Here is a 20079-nt window from a genome sequence, read left to right on the forward strand (position 1 = left end):
CCTTTACCCTTGCCATGTACGCCAAACTTCCTCACCGCATAGGTGACTTAGAAAATTGGCAGACACAAGGCAGAACGGTCATGAAACTTCCTCACCGCATAGGTGACTTAGAAAGTTGTATTCAACACTGAGTACAACAGCCACACCTTCCTCACCGCATAGGTGACTTAGAAATAGTAGGGTTACTAAAGAGTACGGTAAAAATACTTCCTCACCGCATAGGTGACTTAGAAATGTAAGAATGTAGCAGAAGACCCTACTAAATACTTCCTCACCGCATAGGTGACTTAGAAATACAGGTGCAGGTGGTGACACTTTCAGAAGTGCTTCCTCACCGCATAGGTGACTTAGAAAAATGATGTTTAAGAAGTAACCTCTACTTAGCACTTCCTCACCGCATAGGTGACTTAGAAATAATCGCCACACTGAATAGTCATCATCGCTCACTTCCTCACCGCATAGGTGACTTAGAAATATAAGACAGCCGATACAGTTTACAGAGCACTCTTCCTCACCGCATAGGTGACTTAGAAATACAGGCTGGGCATTAAACCTTGGGCTGTTTACTTCCTCACCGCATAGGTGACTTAGAAATAACACGGTGCAAATCAGCGTCTTGCATTAATCTTCCTCACCGCATAGGTGACTTAGAAAATCATAAAACCCGTTACTGGTAGTTGCTTTTGCTTCCTCATCGCATGGGTGACTTAGAAAACTATCAGCTCACGCGCAACAAAATTTGAATGCTTCCTCACCGCATAGGTGACTTAGAAAGATGATTTGACGGACTTAGAACGCGCTCAGTTCTTCCTCACCGCATAGGTGACTTAGAAAGACCATCAAGAAGTGATTTTGCCAGGTCAACCCTTCCTCACCGCATAGGTGACTTATAAAGTGACCTATTACAAGCAAATCAAGTAGAGCACATTCATCATCAATTTATCAAATTTGTCTCTACGATCGTTTCAATATAGTACCGTCTTATTTTTCATAGTAAACCACTGAGACTATTTAATGACTGCTAAGGTCTAGTAGTTGATATTTGTTTATATCTCTGTTAGATTTTAACTCGATACATAATGTATCGTTTTATATATAACTGTGTTTAAACAATGGCAAACCTTTCAGTGTTTGCACATCACATTGTTATAACAGTTGTATTAATCGTATTTCATTCCTGCTAAGGATAGCAATTATGAACAACCATTCAATCAGTTCACTCTTATAAACCAAACTTCTTCAGGCACCGATCAAATAGTATTAACTTAAGCTATAAAGCCCTAATAGTGTGTGTTTAATGTATGAGTACGCTTTAATATCGAGAATAATTCGAGTCATATATATCGCTATAAATATGCTAGGCATTAGCCCTAATGCTCTATCTAAGAAATAGTTAGATATTAGTAACCCTTTACGCTATGGCATAAGATATTTTCATCCATTCATTACTCACTACGACATGTTCCCGTCTAAATAGCAACTACGAAGAAGATCCTAGAAATTTTTATCACGTAATAACTAGACTAAATTCTGTTTATCAGAAGTATTATCTTGTTCACAAAGTATAATTTTACAGCGTATTTTTCCATGGAAGGAAATTGAAACTATGAGCATCTTTGCTATTTTTTTGTCTTTATCACTCTTAATATATTTTGCCTATAGAGGTGTCAGTGTATTAGTCTTAGCGCCCTTACTCGCTATTTTAGCTGTTGTTTTAAGTGGTGATAGTAGTCAAACCATGGGTATTTATACTGAAGTATTCATGCAGGGGCTTGGCGGATTTGCTGTGAAATATTTCCCACTATTTATCTTAGGTGCGATTTTCGGCAAGTTGATGGAAGATTCTGGTTATGCCTATAGCATCGCACGCAACATCGTGGATAAACTGGGTGACAAACATGCTTTGTTAGCCGTCGTCTTAGCCTGTTCAATCTTGACTTATGGAGGTGTATCAGCCTTTGTCGTTACTTTCGCAATATACCCCATTGCTGCCGCCTTATTTAAGCAGACGAACATACCTAAAAGACTGATACCTGGAGCCATTTGCATCGGTGCCCTAACCTTAACCATGACGGCATTGCCAGGTTCACCTGCCATTCATAATGTTATACCGATGCCTTATTTTGAAACCGATGCATTTGCAGCTCCCGGTTTAGGCATTATTGCCTCGATAATCATGCTAGGCGGAGGTATGTTGTGGATGAATCGCCAAACGCGCATTGCAAGTGCAAATAATGAAGGTTATGGAAATCATACGCTAAATGAAAAAGAGCCTCATTCAGGTATCGACATACCCAATTTTTGGCTCGCATTATCGCCTATTCTCATTGTAATAATAGGCAACTATGTTTTTTCAAAAATTATAATACCGCTATGGAACAACAGTTACTTAGCTGACGAAAAGTTTGGTGGTGTAGCGTTAAGTTCAGTTATTGGCATTTGGGCCATTATTTTATCGTTGTTTTTAGCTTGTGTGTTTGTTATTGCTTCGAGTTTCAAAAGAATAGATAGTGTGGCAGAAAGTTTAAACAAAGGTGCTACCGGGTCTTTACTGCCTATTTTTAATACAGCTTCAGAAGTAGGCTATGGTTCTGTGATTGCAACTCTTGCAGGTTTCGCGATTATCAAACAGTCTCTCATGGGCATTTCACCTGGAAACCCTCTCATATCAGAAGCAATCATGGTTAACGTTTTAGCAGGTATTACTGGGTCAGCTTCAGGTGGTTTGGGTATAGCGTTAGAAATTATGGGCGCAAGCTATATGCAATTGGCAGAACAATATAATATTGACCCCGAATTAATGCATCGTATTGCTTCTTTGGCTTCCGGTGGTTTGGATTCATTACCACATAATGGGGCAATAATAACAATGCTAACCATTTGTGGTTTGACTCATAGAGAGTCCTATAAAGACATATTTGCTACTGCTGTGGTCATTCCTTTAATTGCTCTCATTCTAGTCATCATACTCGGTACCCTATTCGGATCTTTTTAGAAAGTGCGATTTCCTGTCTATGTAGCTATGGACGTTTACCATACGTCTTAGCTACAACTGCTCTTTTCGATAAAGCTCTATCAATAAGTATAAGTAATAGCACGCACTATCGCTTGATAGCTGGAAAATAGCATCACAAAAATCAAAGCCACATGGTGTCTCAAAGCCATATAACACACTTTTCTTACCAGTTTAGTAAAACCTCCTAGCTTTCTTATTTCATCATAAACACCTTCTAAATTCTTAACATTAAGACTTTCAGTCTATAAATAGGATTGTCATCAATTTTGTCTATGAAAGCTTAAAAGCGTAGCAAGACGTCATTTGCTGTCGCTTAATTCAAGTGTTTGACTTAAAACCTCATAAATTGGCTTTCAATTGTTTGCTAATACTCGTAAATTATTAGTGGAGGTCAATACACAGGATATAACGACCAAGTCATCAACTCGATATCTTAGTGGGAAAGACATGAAATCACTATCGATTGCTAAGCTACAAACACTCAATGTGCTTGTATATTCAGAAATCATTAGTCTGTTTGATATTTATACCTGCCATATCAGACCACTTCTAAATAGCCAGGCTATCGAACTTGAGCAAAGTAATGCTTGCTTAAAACTTACCTGCTTTATAAAAGAGGAGGAAAAGTGGTTCTTGCTCAATAACTTTGAGCTATTTCATATGGCAAAAAGCCCTTATATTGATTTTGATCTATTAAGAGAAGAAGTAGCCGTGAAATATATATCAAAGAAACAGTCTAATTTTGACATCAGTTTTTACGAGCTTATTGATCTCATCGCAAAATACAACAAAAAAATAAATATCAAGCTCATTTACACGCAGCTAAACGAGAGCTTGGATCAAGAGATAAACCAAAAATTATTTGGCAAAAATATTTTTGCTATTACTACATTTTGTCGGCTTATAAACATAAGTGAGCAAACTTATTACAAGCGACCTTCTGAGGCTGTTTTATGACTGAGAATGATGATACCTCTCCCAATGAAGAACACTTGCTGTCGGCACAGACCATTGCTCATATAAAGAATAATAAAGCACTTGTTTACCCAGAATCTGTCTTAAAGGCTATCTCTACCATTATTGCTACAGTAGATGGTAGTTATGAACGAGATGACGATGCGATTGAGTATTTATCAGAAACTGTCATACAAACACTACAAAAAAGGCCAGTTGACGATCAGTATATGCAAATCAATCGTAAAGATTTGGCACAAAAACCATTGATGATGCAACTGCTTATCCTAATGCAAGATATCGTCATTAAACGGCAGTTAGGTCAAGCAGTGCAACAACTAGTTTGGTTATCCATAGCGATGCACACAGCAGCTCTACTTATCTTTCACAATAGAAAAACTGACACTGATAATATATTAATGCAGTTTAAACAGGCTCAGTTTTCAAGCTCTGTAAGACGAACGTGGATTTGGCGTGAACTACCCGATTTACCTCAGATGACCATAAGTGTAGAGTACATATCTAACACCCTCAATGATCTATTAAAGCAGAAAAAAAGTGAGAAAGTAAAAAAAGATGAATCTGATGAAAAAGCCAAACTGAGCCAAATAGAAAAAATAACGACTGCCTATCAAAATGCGCATACGTTACGCAAGCCTAAACCCGATCGTAAGAAGACACTACGTAAGCGTAGACCCAAACGTAAGAAGCCACCTAAACATATTAAAATTACAGCTATCAACTTAGCAGATAACACATCGAGATTGCCCTTAGACTCTACTGCAACGAGCCACAACTGGAATACCACGCCTAGCAATGATGCATGGGTTAACACACGTGATGATATAGAACACAGCGCTATCGCCATAGATCTTGCATTTTTAGACGCTAATACTGAAAGCTATGAAGGGTTAACCACTAGTTTTGAAGAGCGTATTGACCACTATGAAGCACCCTATGTCAGCTATGGCGAATATCCAAACCCGTTGATCAAAAACTCTATACCGCTCCAAACTATAGATTTATCGCTACAGCAAAACTACATGTCTCAGCGCAATCTAGCGCTTAACTCTAACACGCGCTTACTCTCCCTTGCCGGATACCAAGCGTTATTTGCTGCGCTCAACCAAGATGCAAGCACCTTACCAGAATCAGAGATTGATAAAACGTGTGCGGGTATTTTACTGTTATCTATGATTACCGGGCTGCCAGTTAAGTCCTTACTAATACCCGGCTATATCGGTCATCCTAGAATTTTCAATCTTGAAGGCAAAAAGTATTACATTAAACATAGCTTAGGTATTACTAAAAGGTCCACAAGCCAAACATTGCCCGAAAAGGGTTATGAAAATACTTTGGATACCATCAAAGTTCCACTGCCATTGTGGCTTGTATATGATTTACTTGCTAGCGAGTTGCCATCAAAAGAAGACTTTACGGCCTATCTTGCCGACTTGCGTAGAAACCTTGGATTGCCGTACCTGTCCGTCAATCGTATAGAGACCGCACTACATGTCATGCTCTCTCGTTATACACCTAATTGTCATGCACATATCGCCGATATCATCTGTCGCACGCCTGCGTCCCATGCTCCTGCAATGTACTATAGTAGCCACACCAGCGAAGCACTTATGACACACTATAAATCAGTACTGGGCATATTTAATAGCAACAGTGATTTTGACTTAACTTATATCACCCCTTGGCATAAATATAAGGTAGGCTCAGCGTTTGCGCTAACGATTGAAACCGTTTGCGACATCGTAAATGAGATGAAGTACTGGACTGATCAAAGTTCAAACGATGAGGAGCACTTTAATAGAACCAGTATTTTTGTATGGTTTGTCTTTTGCCTTTTAACGGGCGTGCGACCAAATAACGGTCTTGGCAAGATGTACGATATCGATCTTGATATGGGTTGGCTGCTCATCAATGACAAGCCTGTCAAGAAGGTCAAAAGTGATCGTCTCATTCCGCTATGCCCCACACTTATACGCCATCTAACAGACTATAGAGCGTATTTGATTAATTATCAGGCAAAGCACCAAGGTCATCATGACATCAGCGCTATTATTGACAATATCCGTTTGGGTAATGATGAAGCACTATTAAAGCTGTTATATGAGCGAGCTCCTAGTGCTAACTCCCCTACTCTTAAAGACATTAAGCGTGGCGATGCTTATCATATGACTAAGCACATCATTGACGCCAACCCTTATTGGACACGTCATTTTGTACGTACTCAGCTTGAGAAACGTGGCGTTCAGCTTCCACTCATCAACACCATTATTGGTCATGAAAAAGCTCGTCAAGAAATATTGGGACGTTTCTCATCAAGTAGTAAGGCAGATATTAAGCGTGTAGCGTCCGTGTTTGAAAAAATCGCAGCACAGCTTGGGTTATCAGATGTCACAATCAATTATTACCCTAATTCAAATCATGTTGGCACAAGCACTGCAGAGGTTGACCATGCTAATAAATGAAATACAGCTGCCAAAAATTATTGATGGCTTAGCAAAATTTGATGGTAGAAAAAAGCGCTATGTACCATATCCTTCGCTACTTAACGATAGTAACCCTGCAAGAAAACGTGAATTACAGCTATTAGTAAATCTACAGACCCAGTGGGAACTCTTACTTGAAATACATCCTGGCAACATTAGGTTCGTCCAATCTTTTAATAAATATTACGGGCACTACGAACAAGTACTTTGGCCAGATAGTCGCACCTTTTTAGCTATACCGAACCCTGTAAGTTTTGCTGATGAGTTATGGTTACCAGAAAGCCAGATGCTAGGTCAGTTTCAGCGTGATTTTAATAATAAGCTAAAGCCTTTATCGGGCGAAGGGTTCGATAAGTTTCAAGAGATTGTTCAGAATAAAATTTCTCAAGCTTATAAAACTACCAAAACACTAAAACAAGCATGGCAAACCGTTAGTCAGTTTATCGATTATCAAAATAAGCACTATATGCTTGCTGAGCATCACTATCCTAAGATAATCGCGCCACAGCCTATAAAGTTTAACCCATTAATTACTGATAAAAGCTGGGTTAAAAACGGTAAGGTGCTAGTCAAAATTGTTCGCGCAGTAGAGCATAATTGGGAGCAAACAGCCGATTATAGCCAAGATCAGATTATTGGCTGGCTGATATTCTCAGGAATTGTATATGGCGGTATCAATGAGGTGCAAATGCTACAATGGTGGCTTACCTCATTGCTCGCCAAAGAGTATCAGCCATTTATCAAAGAAAGGATAATGGTCTCGCCGCGCTTTGTGCAAAAGCGCTTTGGTAACGAGCGCGAAGAAGGTAGTGACAAGCTTTATAACACCAAGCAAATCGTTGTAGATATGGTCAGTCAGTGTTGGTTGATGAATTACCATAAAAGCAGCAGTCCAGCAGAGACCACACATATCATTGCCAAGCTGTCAGAAGATAAGATCAAACAATACTTGACCATGGTTTTGTCTGATTTGATCAAGCCTTTAAATATTGACTTGCTTCCCTTTCTAAGGTTTTTACGTTACGCCAGTTATTACTGGGAGGGTCTCGATGACGCTGATATTGATCATGCCTCAGTTGGGGTACTGCGAGGTATGCATAACACTGCAGGACTGAGTACGCAGGACTTTTATCGGTTTTTGAATCAGAAATATCAGCATACAAATGAACCTTATGATCTAGAACATATTTTAACGCTGTCTATCAGCAAAAACTCTACTAATCAAAAAGAAAAAACTAACATTTCCACCAAAAAGATAGAGGTTAGAAAGTCTGATTTGATTGTAAATCTGACTAAAGACTTCAAAATGGATGAAAAACAGACACAGCAAAAAACCAGTAAAAAGCCGCCTACCCTTATCGAAAGAGTACAAAAACGTTATAAGCAATACGATGACTTAAGTGAAAAGATTTTATTAGATTGGGTACTCAGTTTGCTAAGCCGAAAAGGACCACCGAACAACGTAACTATTTTGAAATATCTTAGAGCTATAGGCTATGAATGGTTATATTTCACAACAGCGCAGCCGCTTGATATTTGGTCAGAGGAAGATTTTGAAGAGCTCTATGAAGATATTTTAGAGTACAAAGCTGTCGTACGTAATAATACTGACATTGTATATTCTGCCAATTTATTGAAGAGTATGCACAATTTCGCTAAGGCCAAATACAACCTACCCTCCGTGAACTTCCAACATTCCAAAAATGGTCGGCGTGTACGTGCGGAGCTGATATCACCGCAAGCGTACCAAGCCATTATTACGCAGATACTGGGTTCTGTAGATATATTGGAGCGGGAGATGTTCGCGCTTTTATTTATCTTAGTCTATCGTACTGGGATGCGCAAAAAAGAGCTGTTAGGACTTAAGTATAATGACATCGAAGGTCTAAAGGCAGCCACACCCTCAGTGGTGATCAGGCCCAATAGCTATCGTCCAACTAAGACTCAAAGTAGTATTCGCCGCGTTCCCTTATTTGCCCTATTAAAGCCTAATGAACTGAGTTTTTTTATTAACTTTGTGCAAAGTAATATCGGCGGCAATTCAAGCAAATTTATCTTTACCTTATCATCAGAGCAACGCCCTATTGATGACCATGTTCCGTTAAAGTTACTCAAACGAACCTTAAAAGACATATCGGTAGATGATAATGTTACAGACCATACTTTTCATGGGTTTAGGCATACGGCAGTGAGTAACCTATCTCTGGTGCTAGTAGGCCATTCAGATCTCGTAGAAGCCCTTACCGATTATGACGAAAGCGACGTACTCCGCATCAAACAAGGCATACTCGGAGAGCATATCAATGCACAAGATCGCTGGTATGCTCTCTCAGGTATTATGGGCCACTTATCGCCTGAGCGGAGCTTTGAGTATTACAACCATTTTGCCACACTGATGGCGACCTATACGCTTAGTAAAGCAGATATAACATTGCCAGAGCGGACGCTGTATAACGTAACAGGTTTTACGAACAAAAAGCTTAAGGAGAATAATGCGACTGTTCGTAATAGTAGCGTCAGCATACCTAGTATTCGTACACTCTTATTTAAAAATATTATAGAAGGCAAACGCAAGTCACCGAAGTTTACGGTCGAAAGCTGTGATAAGCAACTTCTCTTGAATACCAATACGCCAGCCGCTGATGAATTGTTTGGTCGTTATGGTCTAAACCGAGTACAGCTGCTGTTACAGACTTATGATAAAGAGATGCCATTAAGTAAGGCAGCCCAGTTAGCAAATATTTCTATTCACGATGCAAAGGTTCTAATAGAACGTGCCAGCGAGATTATCGACATCACTACCAAACGCGGCAAACCTCGCTTTGTTAAGCTATCAGATTCAAATACCCCTGTACTGAGTCCACTGAACATTCAATACCAAAGTGACTTAAGATTGCTATCGCTTTTGTTAAGTAATGCTTACCGTCTACGAGAAAAATCAGAGACTGATTGGACTTGGTTTATTGAGATATGTCGTGAAAAACTATCTGTTAGCAGAGCATACCTACCATTTAGAACAGAGGATGAGAAGGAGTTGCAGCGGTTCATTGGTATTGCTGAGAAACTGCTACCTTTGAAGCGTTGGCTAGTGAGTAGCAACGAAGATTTATTGATGAAAACTATGTCATCTACTGACTATCGAGATATTAAGCAGCAATCTAATGATTCGAAAAATGCTCTCCATATCGGTATTGCTAGTCAAGACCATAGGGAACGGACTAACAAGTGGCAATACTCACCACTACTACGGTTTTTTGTGCATATGATGCTGATTACAGATGAAACATTATCTATTGCGAATTAAGCTTCTTGTACTAGCGTCCTTTGTCATAATGACTTATAGATTTGCCTGATGGCGATACCACAAAAAATATTATTTTTATTAGTCAATAACATTCGTAGGAGCTTCCTTGGTGCACAACAGTAAATCACAAACCTCTATATCGAGCCTAGATTTTAATAACCTACGCAGACTTATGGATACTTTAATCAATCTAAAAAAAATTGATGATCTGGATTCTCTTGATGCTGACTACAGCTTTGAATGGCAAAAAGATGCCAACGAAATGATTGATGGCATCAATCAGTATGTCGAGCAAACTTTATCTAGTCTAGAATCAGAGAGCTACCAAAATGCTCACTGCAGTCTTACTTCTTTGAGAATACGCCTACAAGAGCTAAGGGGTACAATAGATGGGATTACTAACGATGCCATTTTAATGAATTGTGATAATGAAGAATTTACTTGGCCACCATTGAGTGAAGAGTGTCGTCTTCTTGAGTGAAGAGGCTGAGCAATGCTAGATATTCATAGAATTATACCTTTGTTGCGACACACTATAACCTATACTCCACCCGCGCCGCGACTAGATGCTTCGCTATTTTCAACTAATATAGCTGCTGCTGTTTTTTTGAGTATCGCCCACTGTTCGTCATCGACATAGATACCCTCTTTCCATGCGCGCTGATGGGTTTCAAACAGCTCATCTGTCGATATTTTACGGTCGAAATGCTGGATATCATGTTCGATATCGAAGTTTTGAGTCGCAATCTCGATGACCATATCATTGGTATTGTAATTTGACTGTGCCTTGTCAAAAAAGTAAAGGTCAGGATAGACAAACCCTTGATTCAACGTAAATAACGTATGCTTGGGCACAGAGCCGTTATCCCATTTGGCCAAACAAGCATAGCCTTTGGCCGCCAGCCCTACCAGCTCACTATAGGCCAGCCAGCGATTATGACAGTTCTGCAAGTAAATATGAAAGTGTGCAGAAGCACCCATTTTTTCAAGAGCGTAATCGATGATCGTCGGTAAGTGACACGCCAAGCTACTACCGTGCAAATCTAAACGCATCGCCTTAGCATCTTGATGGACGATATCAATTGGCGTATCGCTCTCGGTTAAAATATACGGACTGGCATTGTTAAAGTGTCTGACGCCATCCAAGCCTGCCATCTGTAATTCAGCAACCATTGTAGCGATTACATCAGCCTCCCCAACTTCTCGATGCATCCCAGTAAAGGCTTTATACACCATTGCTACGATTTCATTATGCGATACGATCATGAGTCAAACCTCCCTGCTCTGTCGACAAATCGGGTAATAGAGGAAACAGCCATTCATCACTATGCACTTCTGCAAATAAAGGTGCGCCTTGGAACAAGGTGATTCTGACCCAGCGATCTGATCTCGGATCAAACTTGGTCGCACCAAACATAGACAATTTACACCGTAACAGATGCATAGGTAACGCGTCTTTATGTAAGACATTCATCTGAATATCACCCAACTGTTTATGCCCCATTGTCCAAACACGGCGCGCAATTGAGCGGTACTTTGGTTGGTTTAAAATAAATTCAGATATCAATTGTTGAGCGTTGACTTGTTTGAGCGCGAAGTACAGCTTGTTTGCTTGCCTTGCGATGTCTAGTGCAAGCTCACGATCTGCGCCTACCTCTTGCCCACGCACACCTAGGCGTGGCTCTTCTTTATCCACCGAACGATACCAAAACCAATGACTATTATCAGGCTGGCTAAAATCAATATTGATCGCCCACTGATAGTGTCGCTCCAGTACATCAATCAAATCTTGAATCACCTTGCCCTTCGGTAACGACAAGCTTTCATCGGCATTTATTTTCTCTTGAAACGCATCAACACGCTCAGGATACAGCTCCATCAAGCAAGAAATGATGACCTCTTGGCTCTCAAGACTCAAATCATGGTGCACTTGCAAGAACTCCGCCCACGTCACATAGTGATTGATAGTAGTCATCAAATTGTTTTGTAGTACCATTAATTCTGTGACGACCGTTTCATTGCGTTCTATTTGCTGCTCATTGATGGTGACAATCTCGCCAAAGTGCTGAATAGCACGTTTGATTAAACTGGCAAAATGCGCCGTTTCTTTGGGTTCAATCTGACAGGTTAATGTCGCTTGCAGTGCTTCCTCACGGGTGGTCAGCCATTGATCAACCACACAAGGGTGGTTAATCAAATACGGCGCCATACCCAAACCAGTGGCATTACCAATCCCCAAATAACGCTTAATCTCTGGATGCAGCTTGACTGCGTTGCTGCCACCTTTTTGCTGTGCCAAATAATCAACCCAATCTAAACTAAACTCACGTAGCAAATACACGGCACACATCTGCGCTCGAAACGATTGATCAAAGTCTGCACTATGATCTAACGGTTTAAAGTCATAAATACCGAATTTACCGTTGCCATAGACGGCAGTGGTACGCAGGATGTAGCCGACTTGAGCTAATACATCTAAATCTGGTTGCCGACCAACGGCGAGTGAGCTAACGATATGATCAAAAACTCGTACACTCTTATTTGCTCGTGCCAGCACCATCACCATATTAGAATTGCGACCTGCTTCTTGTAGCGGCACATTAGCTTGCAAATTATCTAGCAACACTTCGCTTATCTCACCAAAGACCAGACCAAATGTCACATCCCACTTTCGGGCAATCACTCTATCGTTACGTTCTTCATCAGCCAACTCATTGCAGAACACCACCAGATGATACAGGTGCTCTGGGGTATTTAGGCGATAGATAACTTTGCCATAGCCTTGTTCATCCAAATCCCACAAGTGCGTGCTGAGTGTCCATTTTTCTTTGTCAACTTTACGGAGTAATGTGCGCACGAAGCTGATACGAGTCTGGTGCATTGCGCCTAACCTTTCAGCATTCATAATCACGTCACGAGTACGAAAACCCGTACTAAGCGAAGGTTGTTTGAGGTTAATGTTTTCGTTACTTGCATAAACCATATTCATAATTTCACTACCTTACCTAATATACTGAGCCAGCAGCTTCGTTAATAATCTCAATGATAATATCTATCGATAAATAAGAAGTCAGCGGTATAGATGAGGGCTAGTTTCTTATTTACCGTTCAGTGATTTAGTGCTTCAATTAACTTTTTCAGCCAATTTTTTCTTAGCCTGTTTCTCTTCACTGATTTTGTGCCTTACCTCTACTTTATTAGGACGATACAAGTCCTGCTCTCGTGCCATTTTCTGAGCAATCTGTGGCCCATTCCATAACGAAGGTAACAATACAAAAGAGACTGGCACTGCGGTGATAACGATAAAAGACTGCAACGCGGTCACACCGCCCGAACCTAGAGAGATTAAAACAATCGCCGTCACACCCATCATGATGCCCCAAAAGGTACGAATCATGGCGTTTGGTTCGCGTTCGCCACTGATGACGACACTGATGGTATAAGTCATCGAATCGCCCGTAGTAACGATAAACACTGTAGTTAAAATTAAGAATAATATCGAGGTGATCAAAGGAAATGGCAGTTGCTGCGTGACGGCTAATAGCGCACCTGGCAAGTTAAAACCCTCAAAGGCGCTACTGACACTACCGGGGTTGGCAATTTCAAAAGCTAGACCAGAGCCACCAACGACAGTGAACCAAAAGCAGGTGACAAGCGGCGCAATGATACAGACGGTGGTAATCAATTGACGAATAGTGCGACCACGTGAGATGCGAGCGATAAATATCGCCATCATCGGACCATAACCTAAAAACCAACCCCAGAAGAATACCGTCCACCAACTCAGCCAACCCTCATCACCGCGAAAGGTTGCCATTGGAACGAAGTTGTCAATCATCGTACCCACACCCTGAATGTAGCCGTTGACAATAAAATTGGTCGGTCCAAATATCAAAATAAAGACCATCAGCGCAAAAGCCAAAATGACGTTAAAGCGGCTGAGTAGCTGCATACCACGAGTTAGGCCACTGATCGCAGACAACGTATAGAGTACGATGGCAAAGACAATGATGATTAGCTGAGTGGTGAACGTATCGGGAATACCGAACAATTCATTCAGCGCATAGCTGGTTTGCAATCCCAAAAAACCAATAGGACCGATAGTACCGGCAGCCACTGCAACGATACAGCAAGCATCGATGATTGCGCCCGTTTGGCCAGTGAGTACACGCTCACCAAACATAGGATAAAGAAGCGTACGAGGCTTCAACGGTAAGCCTTTGTCATAATGCAGATGCATAATCACAATCGCGGTTAAACTACCTACAATCGCCCACGCCAAAAACCCCCAATGCATAAATGATTGAGACAATGCGTTAAAAGCGCGTTGCTGTAGATCGGCTGACTCACCGTATAAAGGAGGTGCTGAAACGAAATGCGCGATTGGCTCGGCGGCAGCCCAAAAAACCCCGCCCCCAGCCAATAGTGTGCAGAAAAGAATAGCCATCCATTTGAAACTGTCTATCTCAGGTACGGGTAGATTGCCTAAAATCACGCGACCTGTACGGCCAGCACCGACTGCCAAAGCAATAACAAAGGTCGCTAGTAGCAATATTTGCCAAAAAGGTCCAAATATTTTGACGGACCACGAGAAGCCCACTTCGACTATTTTTGCCAAACGCGCTTCTGCAAAAATTGCCATCAAAACAAAGGCTACAATGAATCCGCCACTGTACCAAAACGCAGGATTTTTAAGGCCTAATGTGTCGGTAGAAATAGTGGCGGCTTCGGACTCACTTGTTCCTTGATTAACAGGAGTTGAGCGTCCTTGCTCATTTTGATTAAATCCCTTTAAGTCGGCCATGATGTGGCTCCATATACTATGCTAACGTTGCGTTTTAGATCAGAGTGGTAGCAATGAGGATGTGATCAAACGACCTCACTATATATACCTATCTAATTTAAATTACCTACTTCAAATGGATATGCGCTATAACACGACTGTCGTCTTATAGCGATTTCGAGCAACCATTGATTAAAATGACTCTTTAAATAGCTAGTTAAGCCAAAGGCTTTAAACCTTGCTCTAAAAAATCAAACCAGTTTTGACCGATGACTTTTCCAGCATCGCTTTCGTTAAAACCATGCTTGAGCAGACCGTTATAGATGTTTTCCATACCGTCTTTACCTGCAAACCATGGCAAAGTATCTGGCCAACCTGAATTACTGGCATTGCCTTCGCCATAGTCCATCGCTTTTGACCAACGTCCATTACGCATCCACTCAAGTACAGCTTGTGGTTGATTAAGACATAAATCACTGCCAATCGCTAAATGCTCCACGCCATACTTATCAGCGCAATTAGCAATCATAGTACAGAAATCATCAAGCGTACAGTCACTACCGTTTGGCAAATGGAATGGATATAAACTAAACCCTAACAACCCGCCTGCTTGGGTCAAGGCACTGATGACCGTATCTGATTTATTACGCAAGGCCTCATGAGCCGTGGTCGGATTGGCATGGCTGATACATATCGGGCGCGATGATACCTCTATCGCCTCAAGCGTTGAACGCTCTGCGCTGTGTGACATGTCAATAATCATACCGACACGGTTCATCTCAGTGATGGCCTGTTGACCAAATCGGGTAATGCCGCTGTCATTCTGCTCATAACACCCTGTCGCCAGTAAGCTCTGGTTGTTGTAAGTCAGCTGCATAATCAATAGACCTAAACGCCGCATCACGCTAATCAGACCAATTTCATCGTCGATTGGTGAGCAATTCTGCGCACCAAAGAAGATGCCAACTTTACCCTGATCTTTTGCCATCTTGATATCAGCAACTGAGTACACGGGCAAGATAAGATCTGAGTTTTGCTCAAAGCGTGCATGCCATTCAGCAAAGCGAGTTGTGGTTTGGCGAGCGTCTTCGTGATAGACCAAGGTGGCATGTACCGCATTGATACCACTGGCTTGCAGCATCTTAAAATAATCGCGATCCCAATGGCTATACTGTAATCCGTCAATGACGATATGGTCTTGGTACATATCAATTCCCTTTAATACTTTTATAAGTGACCGCTATCATTTGCTATTGAGTGCGTGTTTACACCCTGTCGCTTCGATAGCGGCTAACATGCTTATCAATAAGGTTTCTAATACGCTTTTTGATAAGCGGTCTTGACGATGGTATAGAACTCTTTGGCATATTGACCTTGCTCACGCGGGCCAAAGCTTGACTGTTTACGGCCACCAAACGGTACATGATAGTCCGTACCCGCAGTTGCTAGATTGACCATGACACAGCCTGCTTGTACTTGCTCTTTGAATATCGCACTGCTACGCAAGCTCTGAGTGATGATGCCGCCCGTCAGACCAAAGCGCGTATCATTGGTCATCGCAATCGCTTCTTCTAGATTTTTGACACGTAAGACACACGCTAGCGGTGCAAACACCTCTTCTTGATTGATATCCCAGCTGTTGTCCGTCTCAGTAAACAACGTCGGCGACATATAGTAGCCGTCATGTGGCATCTCTAAACGCTCACCGCCAAACGCTAAATGAGCTCCAGACTGCTTGGCTTTTTCGATCCAATCCATGTTTGATGCCAGCTGCTTATCATCGACGACAGGCCCCATGAATATGCCGTCTTCAAGCGCATGGCCGACCTTCAAAGTTTTCATTTTGGCAATCACACCGTCTACAAACGCATCGTGAATACCGTCCATCACGATAAGACGTGAAGAAGCCGTACATTTCTGCCCTGAACCACCAAACGCACCAGCCACTGCTGCATCGATAGCAACTTGCAAATCGGCATCGTCAGCGATGACCAAGGCGTTTTTGCTGCCCATCTCAAGCTGACAACGGATAAAGTTTGGCGCAGTAGCAGCCGCAACTTTGCGGCCTGTTGGTACAGAGCCCGTAAAGCTGACGGCATCAATATCTGTAGAATTGATGAGCGCATCACCGACTGACGAGCCGCCACCCAATAGTAAGTTAAATGTGCCTTCTGGCAGGCCTTGACGATGGATAATTTCGGCCAATGCCACTGCGCTGGCTGGTGTTAAATTCGCAGGCTTCCAAATGACTGTGTTACCAAACGCTAGCGCTGGCGCGATCTTCCACACAGCGGTAGCCGTTGGAAAGTTCCAAGGTGAGATAATCGCGACCACACCAACTGCTTCACGGGTGACTTCGACTTTGACACCAGGACGCACTGAATCAGCCGTATCACCCATTTGACGCAATACTTCCGCTGCATAGTAATGGAAGAACTGACCCGCACGATAAATCTCACCGCGACCTTCCGCAAACGGCTTACCTTCTTCAAGAGACAACAGCGTACCTAGCTCATCACAGCGAGCAATCATTTCATCGCCAATTGCTTGTAGGATAGACTGCTTTTTTTCTAAAGGAGTCGCTTCCCATTTTGGCTGAGCGTGACGGGCGGCAGCAATAGCGTCTTTGACTTGATCGCCACTGGCTTGGGCGAACTCACCGATAGTGTCAGTGATATCAGATGGGTTAATATTGGCAATGGTATTTACGCCTGCCTGCCATTCACCGTTGATGTAAAGTGATTTGGTTGGGTCTTGCTGTAATATCTGTTGGGCGGTGTGAGCTGACATAAGAGCTTCCTTGATAAAGTATTAAATATTTGATTTATTGACTAGAGTACATTCAAAATTTAAGGCACAGCGGCATATACGACCAACTCAACCAGCATCTCTTCACGAGCCAATCCTGCTATCACGAGCGCTGCACGATTTGGGTAAGGTGCTTCAAAATATTCGGCGTAGACTTGATTGACGGTTTTTAGGTAGTCGCGGTCGGTCACATAGATCATGACCTGTAGCACCGAATCCATGCCAACATTGGCACATTCTAGTGTGTGCTTGAGATTGTCTAACGTTTGACGGGTTTGCGCTTCAATACCACCTGCAACCACATCACCATTTTCATCGATAGGAATCTGCGCAGTGTACAATGTACCATTGCTGGTAACTGCCCATTCTAAAGGGGCTTTAGACGCATAAAGTGAGGTTTTGATGGCTTGTTTGGTTGAGTGAGTCGTCATGTCGTCATATCCTTTGATCTATGATTGGGCGGCAATTGGTATAGACGTATCCTACCCAAGTAGGCACGATAAATCTAACTAATTAAATTTGGATTTTGATAGATTTAATCTATCATTTAGGATAGATTATTAAAGAATAGTTTTGGATGGTCTGAGTATGAAGCTACAGCAATTGCGTCATTTCTTATTTGTCGTGGAAGAAGGAGGGTTTCGTGCGGCGGCTGATCGTGCCAATCGCTCGCAAGCTGCTTTGTCAGCATCGATAAAGGAGTTAGAAAAAACCTTAGGACAGCGTTTATTTGAAGTAGGAAACAAAGCCCTGCTCACGCCTTTCGGTGAAACCTGCTTACCAAAGATTGAGCAGTTTCTTAGCGTTTATCAGGCGCTAGAAGACGACCTAAAAGCTTCTGCGTCTGGCGAAAAAGGTAAGATTAGGATTGCAAGCGTACCGTCGCTAGTGACTAAATTGTTACCTAGCGTATTGGTTGAATACTCAAAAAAATATCCTGATATTGAGATTGTACTGATAGATGATAACTCTGTCGGTGTGGCCAATCGATTGTTAGCCGGAGAAATTGATTTGGCACTGGGTAATTGCACCAGTATTGATCAAACGAACATCGATTTTACTTTACTCATATCAGACCCGATTGGCGTGGTCTGTCTGAAAAGCAATGAGCTGAACAACCAGTTAAATCAAACGCAAGGGCTAACATGGCAGCAACTCATGGCGCAGCCGTTTATTTATAATGGCACTTGCAGATTGCTCGAAAACACGCCAGCCGAAGCGCTCAATCGCAGGGCCAGATATACAGTAGAAAACATCACCTCGCTATTTTCTTTATTACGTAATGATCTGGGTATCACTACCTTGCCTAAGCTTGCCTTCCCTGCGAATGAGCCGGAACTAGTTTGGATAGATTTAATTGAGCCCACTTTAAACAGGCAGATTGGTATCTTTAAACTCGCTGATAAATCTATTTCTCCGCCTGCTCAGGCTTTCTATGAGTTATGTGTTCACTATGTGCAGAAACACTACCTACTATAGCTTATTGACAATAAAATCACTGATTACTTGATTGGTTAAAGACTTGAACCTTTGGTTGCAGCACAAATGATCTCAATGGGTATACCCTAGCGGAACCAGCTACTTCACTCTTCAAAGCTATTGACAGACTATTCAAAGCAGACTGTTAGCATGGAACTATCTATAACAGACTTTTGAATTATAAGACTGGCTGCTGTGCTTTTTTCCTATCATTAGCCTATACCCAAAATATAAAACCTTTAAATGATAATCTATCTATCATTAGACTTTTTTCTATTATCAAATGATAGTAATATCCTGCTATTATCAATAAACATTAATGATTAAGTCTAAGTAATAGAGGGGGCGTTATGACCGTTCGTATTTATGTGAGAGCCAGTACTAAGGATCAAGACGCTAAGAGAGCGTTGTCTGACTTGATTAGCTTTAGCCAAAGCTATGATGATAACCATGTTGAGTACGTTGAGCATTTCAGTGGTACGAAGCTTGATAGACCAGCACTCACTCTGTTACTCAATGATGCTGAAGAAGGCGATATTCTGCTGGTTGAAAGCGTGGATAGATTAAGCCGGCTATCTCAAGATGATTTTGCGATCTTAAAGCAGCGTATCAAAGATAAAGGCTTACGATTGGTGGTGGCTGATCTACCAACCACGCATACGGTAAGTATGGGCATGACAGGTGATATCCTAACAGTGATTAACCATATGCTGATCGACTTGTTAGCAACGATGGCAAAGCTTGATAACGACAAGCGTAGAGAGCGTATCAAGCAGGGATTAAGCTATGCTGAAAAAACTGTAGAACCCGTTTTGGTAAATTAAAGACTTAATAGAGCGTTTATCATGACTAAGATAACCAGGACTCATAGTGCCGCTTTTATGACTGAAACTGTCAAAAACTAGCAGATGACAACGACAACGGCAAAGTAGCTAGGCAGCTCAGGATGAATGAGACTTCTTAAATGAGGAAGGAGGAAGCGAAGCAGTATTACGCCCCGAGGCAAGATAGTGGCTATGCTAGCAGTAGGATTCAATAGCGTTTAAGCTATAGAACGCCAAGAAAAATGTGGTTTGACTTTCATTATCAGACTGCGTAAATAAAACCCCCTAAGTCAAGTTCTACAGGATTGATAGTATAGGTCTGTAATATAAGTATCTATTAGTTCACATAAAAAAATACTGCCCTACTTTTATCAAAAATATTCAATATAAATCGTAAAACACTCATT

General features: G+C 41.7%; 12 protein-coding genes, 1 pseudogene and 1 CRISPR repeat array (1 of these 14 running past the window's edge). Of the genes and pseudogenes, 7 read left to right on the top strand and 6 right to left on the bottom strand.

Annotated elements, in window-relative coordinates:
• Window positions 1-896: a CRISPR direct-repeat array (repeat unit 28 nt; unit sequence CTTCCTCACCGCATAGGTGACTTAGAAA) (it extends 4178 nt beyond the left edge of the window).
• Between the two features lie 710 nt (window positions 897-1606).
• From HCZ91_RS04415 to HCZ91_RS04435, 5 genes are all read left to right on the top strand, one after another.
• Window positions 1607-2995 (top strand): GntP family permease, encoded by a 1389-nt coding sequence (locus tag HCZ91_RS04415; RefSeq protein WP_179798428.1) that lies wholly within the window; start codon window positions 1607-1609, stop codon window positions 2993-2995.
• A gap of 468 nt (window positions 2996-3463) precedes the next feature.
• Window positions 3464-3973 carry a hypothetical protein gene (locus tag HCZ91_RS04420; protein WP_179798430.1) on the top strand — a complete coding sequence of 170 codons (510 nt, stop codon included), beginning with the start codon at window positions 3464-3466 and terminating at the stop codon, window positions 3971-3973.
• On the top strand, window positions 3970-6453 hold the full coding sequence (locus HCZ91_RS04425) for a hypothetical protein (protein ID WP_179798432.1): 2484 nt from the start codon (window positions 3970-3972) through the stop codon (window positions 6451-6453). Before HCZ91_RS04420 ends, HCZ91_RS04425 begins: the two co-directional genes overlap by 4 nt.
• Complete coding sequence (locus tag HCZ91_RS04430) at window positions 6377-9778, top strand: tyrosine-type recombinase/integrase (RefSeq protein WP_179798434.1); 3402 nt, start codon at window positions 6377-6379, stop codon at window positions 9776-9778. The genes HCZ91_RS04425 and HCZ91_RS04430 overlap by 77 nt, the downstream gene beginning before the upstream one ends.
• 172 nt (window positions 9779-9950) lie before the next feature.
• On the top strand, window positions 9951-10259 hold the full coding sequence (locus HCZ91_RS04435) for a hypothetical protein (protein ID WP_179798436.1): 309 nt from the start codon (window positions 9951-9953) through the stop codon (window positions 10257-10259).
• Window positions 10260-10318: 59 nt separating this feature from the next.
• Here the strand turns inward: HCZ91_RS04435 and HCZ91_RS04440 are convergent, their stop codons facing one another.
• The 6 genes from HCZ91_RS04440 to HCZ91_RS04465 all read right to left on the bottom strand — a co-directional run bounded on the left by HCZ91_RS04440 (window position 10319) and on the right by HCZ91_RS04465 (window position 17800).
• Window positions 10319-11044 (bottom strand): DUF3726 domain-containing protein, encoded by a 726-nt coding sequence (locus HCZ91_RS04440; protein ID WP_179798438.1) that lies wholly within the window; start codon window positions 11042-11044, stop codon window positions 10319-10321.
• Window positions 11028-12767, bottom strand: coding sequence for a hypothetical protein (locus HCZ91_RS04445; protein ID WP_257019967.1), 1740 nt, complete (start codon window positions 12765-12767; stop codon window positions 11028-11030). Before HCZ91_RS04445 ends, HCZ91_RS04440 begins: the two co-directional genes overlap by 17 nt.
• Window positions 12768-12902: 135 nt before the next feature.
• Complete coding sequence (locus HCZ91_RS04450; RefSeq protein ID WP_179798440.1) at window positions 12903-14582, bottom strand: BCCT family transporter; 1680 nt, start codon at window positions 14580-14582, stop codon at window positions 12903-12905.
• 196 nt (window positions 14583-14778) lie between these two features.
• Window positions 14779-15768, bottom strand: coding sequence for a membrane dipeptidase (locus HCZ91_RS04455; protein ID WP_179798442.1), 990 nt, complete (start codon window positions 15766-15768; stop codon window positions 14779-14781).
• A gap of 107 nt (window positions 15769-15875) precedes the next feature.
• The gene (locus HCZ91_RS04460) at window positions 15876-17351 is read right to left on the bottom strand and encodes an aldehyde dehydrogenase family protein (RefSeq protein WP_179798444.1); all 1476 of its coding nucleotides are present in this window, start codon (window positions 17349-17351) and stop codon (window positions 15876-15878) included.
• Between the two features lie 59 nt (window positions 17352-17410).
• Window positions 17411-17800: a RidA family protein gene (locus HCZ91_RS04465; protein ID WP_179798446.1), complete on the bottom strand. Its 390-nt coding sequence runs from the start codon at window positions 17798-17800 to the stop codon at window positions 17411-17413.
• Between the two features lie 157 nt (window positions 17801-17957).
• Between HCZ91_RS04465 and HCZ91_RS04470 the strand changes: the two genes are divergently transcribed.
• Both HCZ91_RS04470 and HCZ91_RS04475 read left to right on the top strand, forming a co-directional pair.
• Window positions 17958-18848, top strand: a complete 891-nt coding sequence (locus HCZ91_RS04470; RefSeq protein ID WP_218870039.1) for a LysR family transcriptional regulator — start codon at window positions 17958-17960, stop codon at window positions 18846-18848.
• Between the two features lie 350 nt (window positions 18849-19198).
• A pseudogene (locus tag HCZ91_RS04475) lies at window positions 19199-19633 on the top strand (recombinase family protein); the annotation flags it as partial.
• Between the last annotated feature and the right edge of the window lie 446 nt (window positions 19634-20079).

Source organism: Psychrobacter sp. BI730 (genome assembly GCF_013414195.1).
Taxonomy (GTDB): domain Bacteria; phylum Pseudomonadota; class Gammaproteobacteria; order Pseudomonadales; family Moraxellaceae; genus Psychrobacter.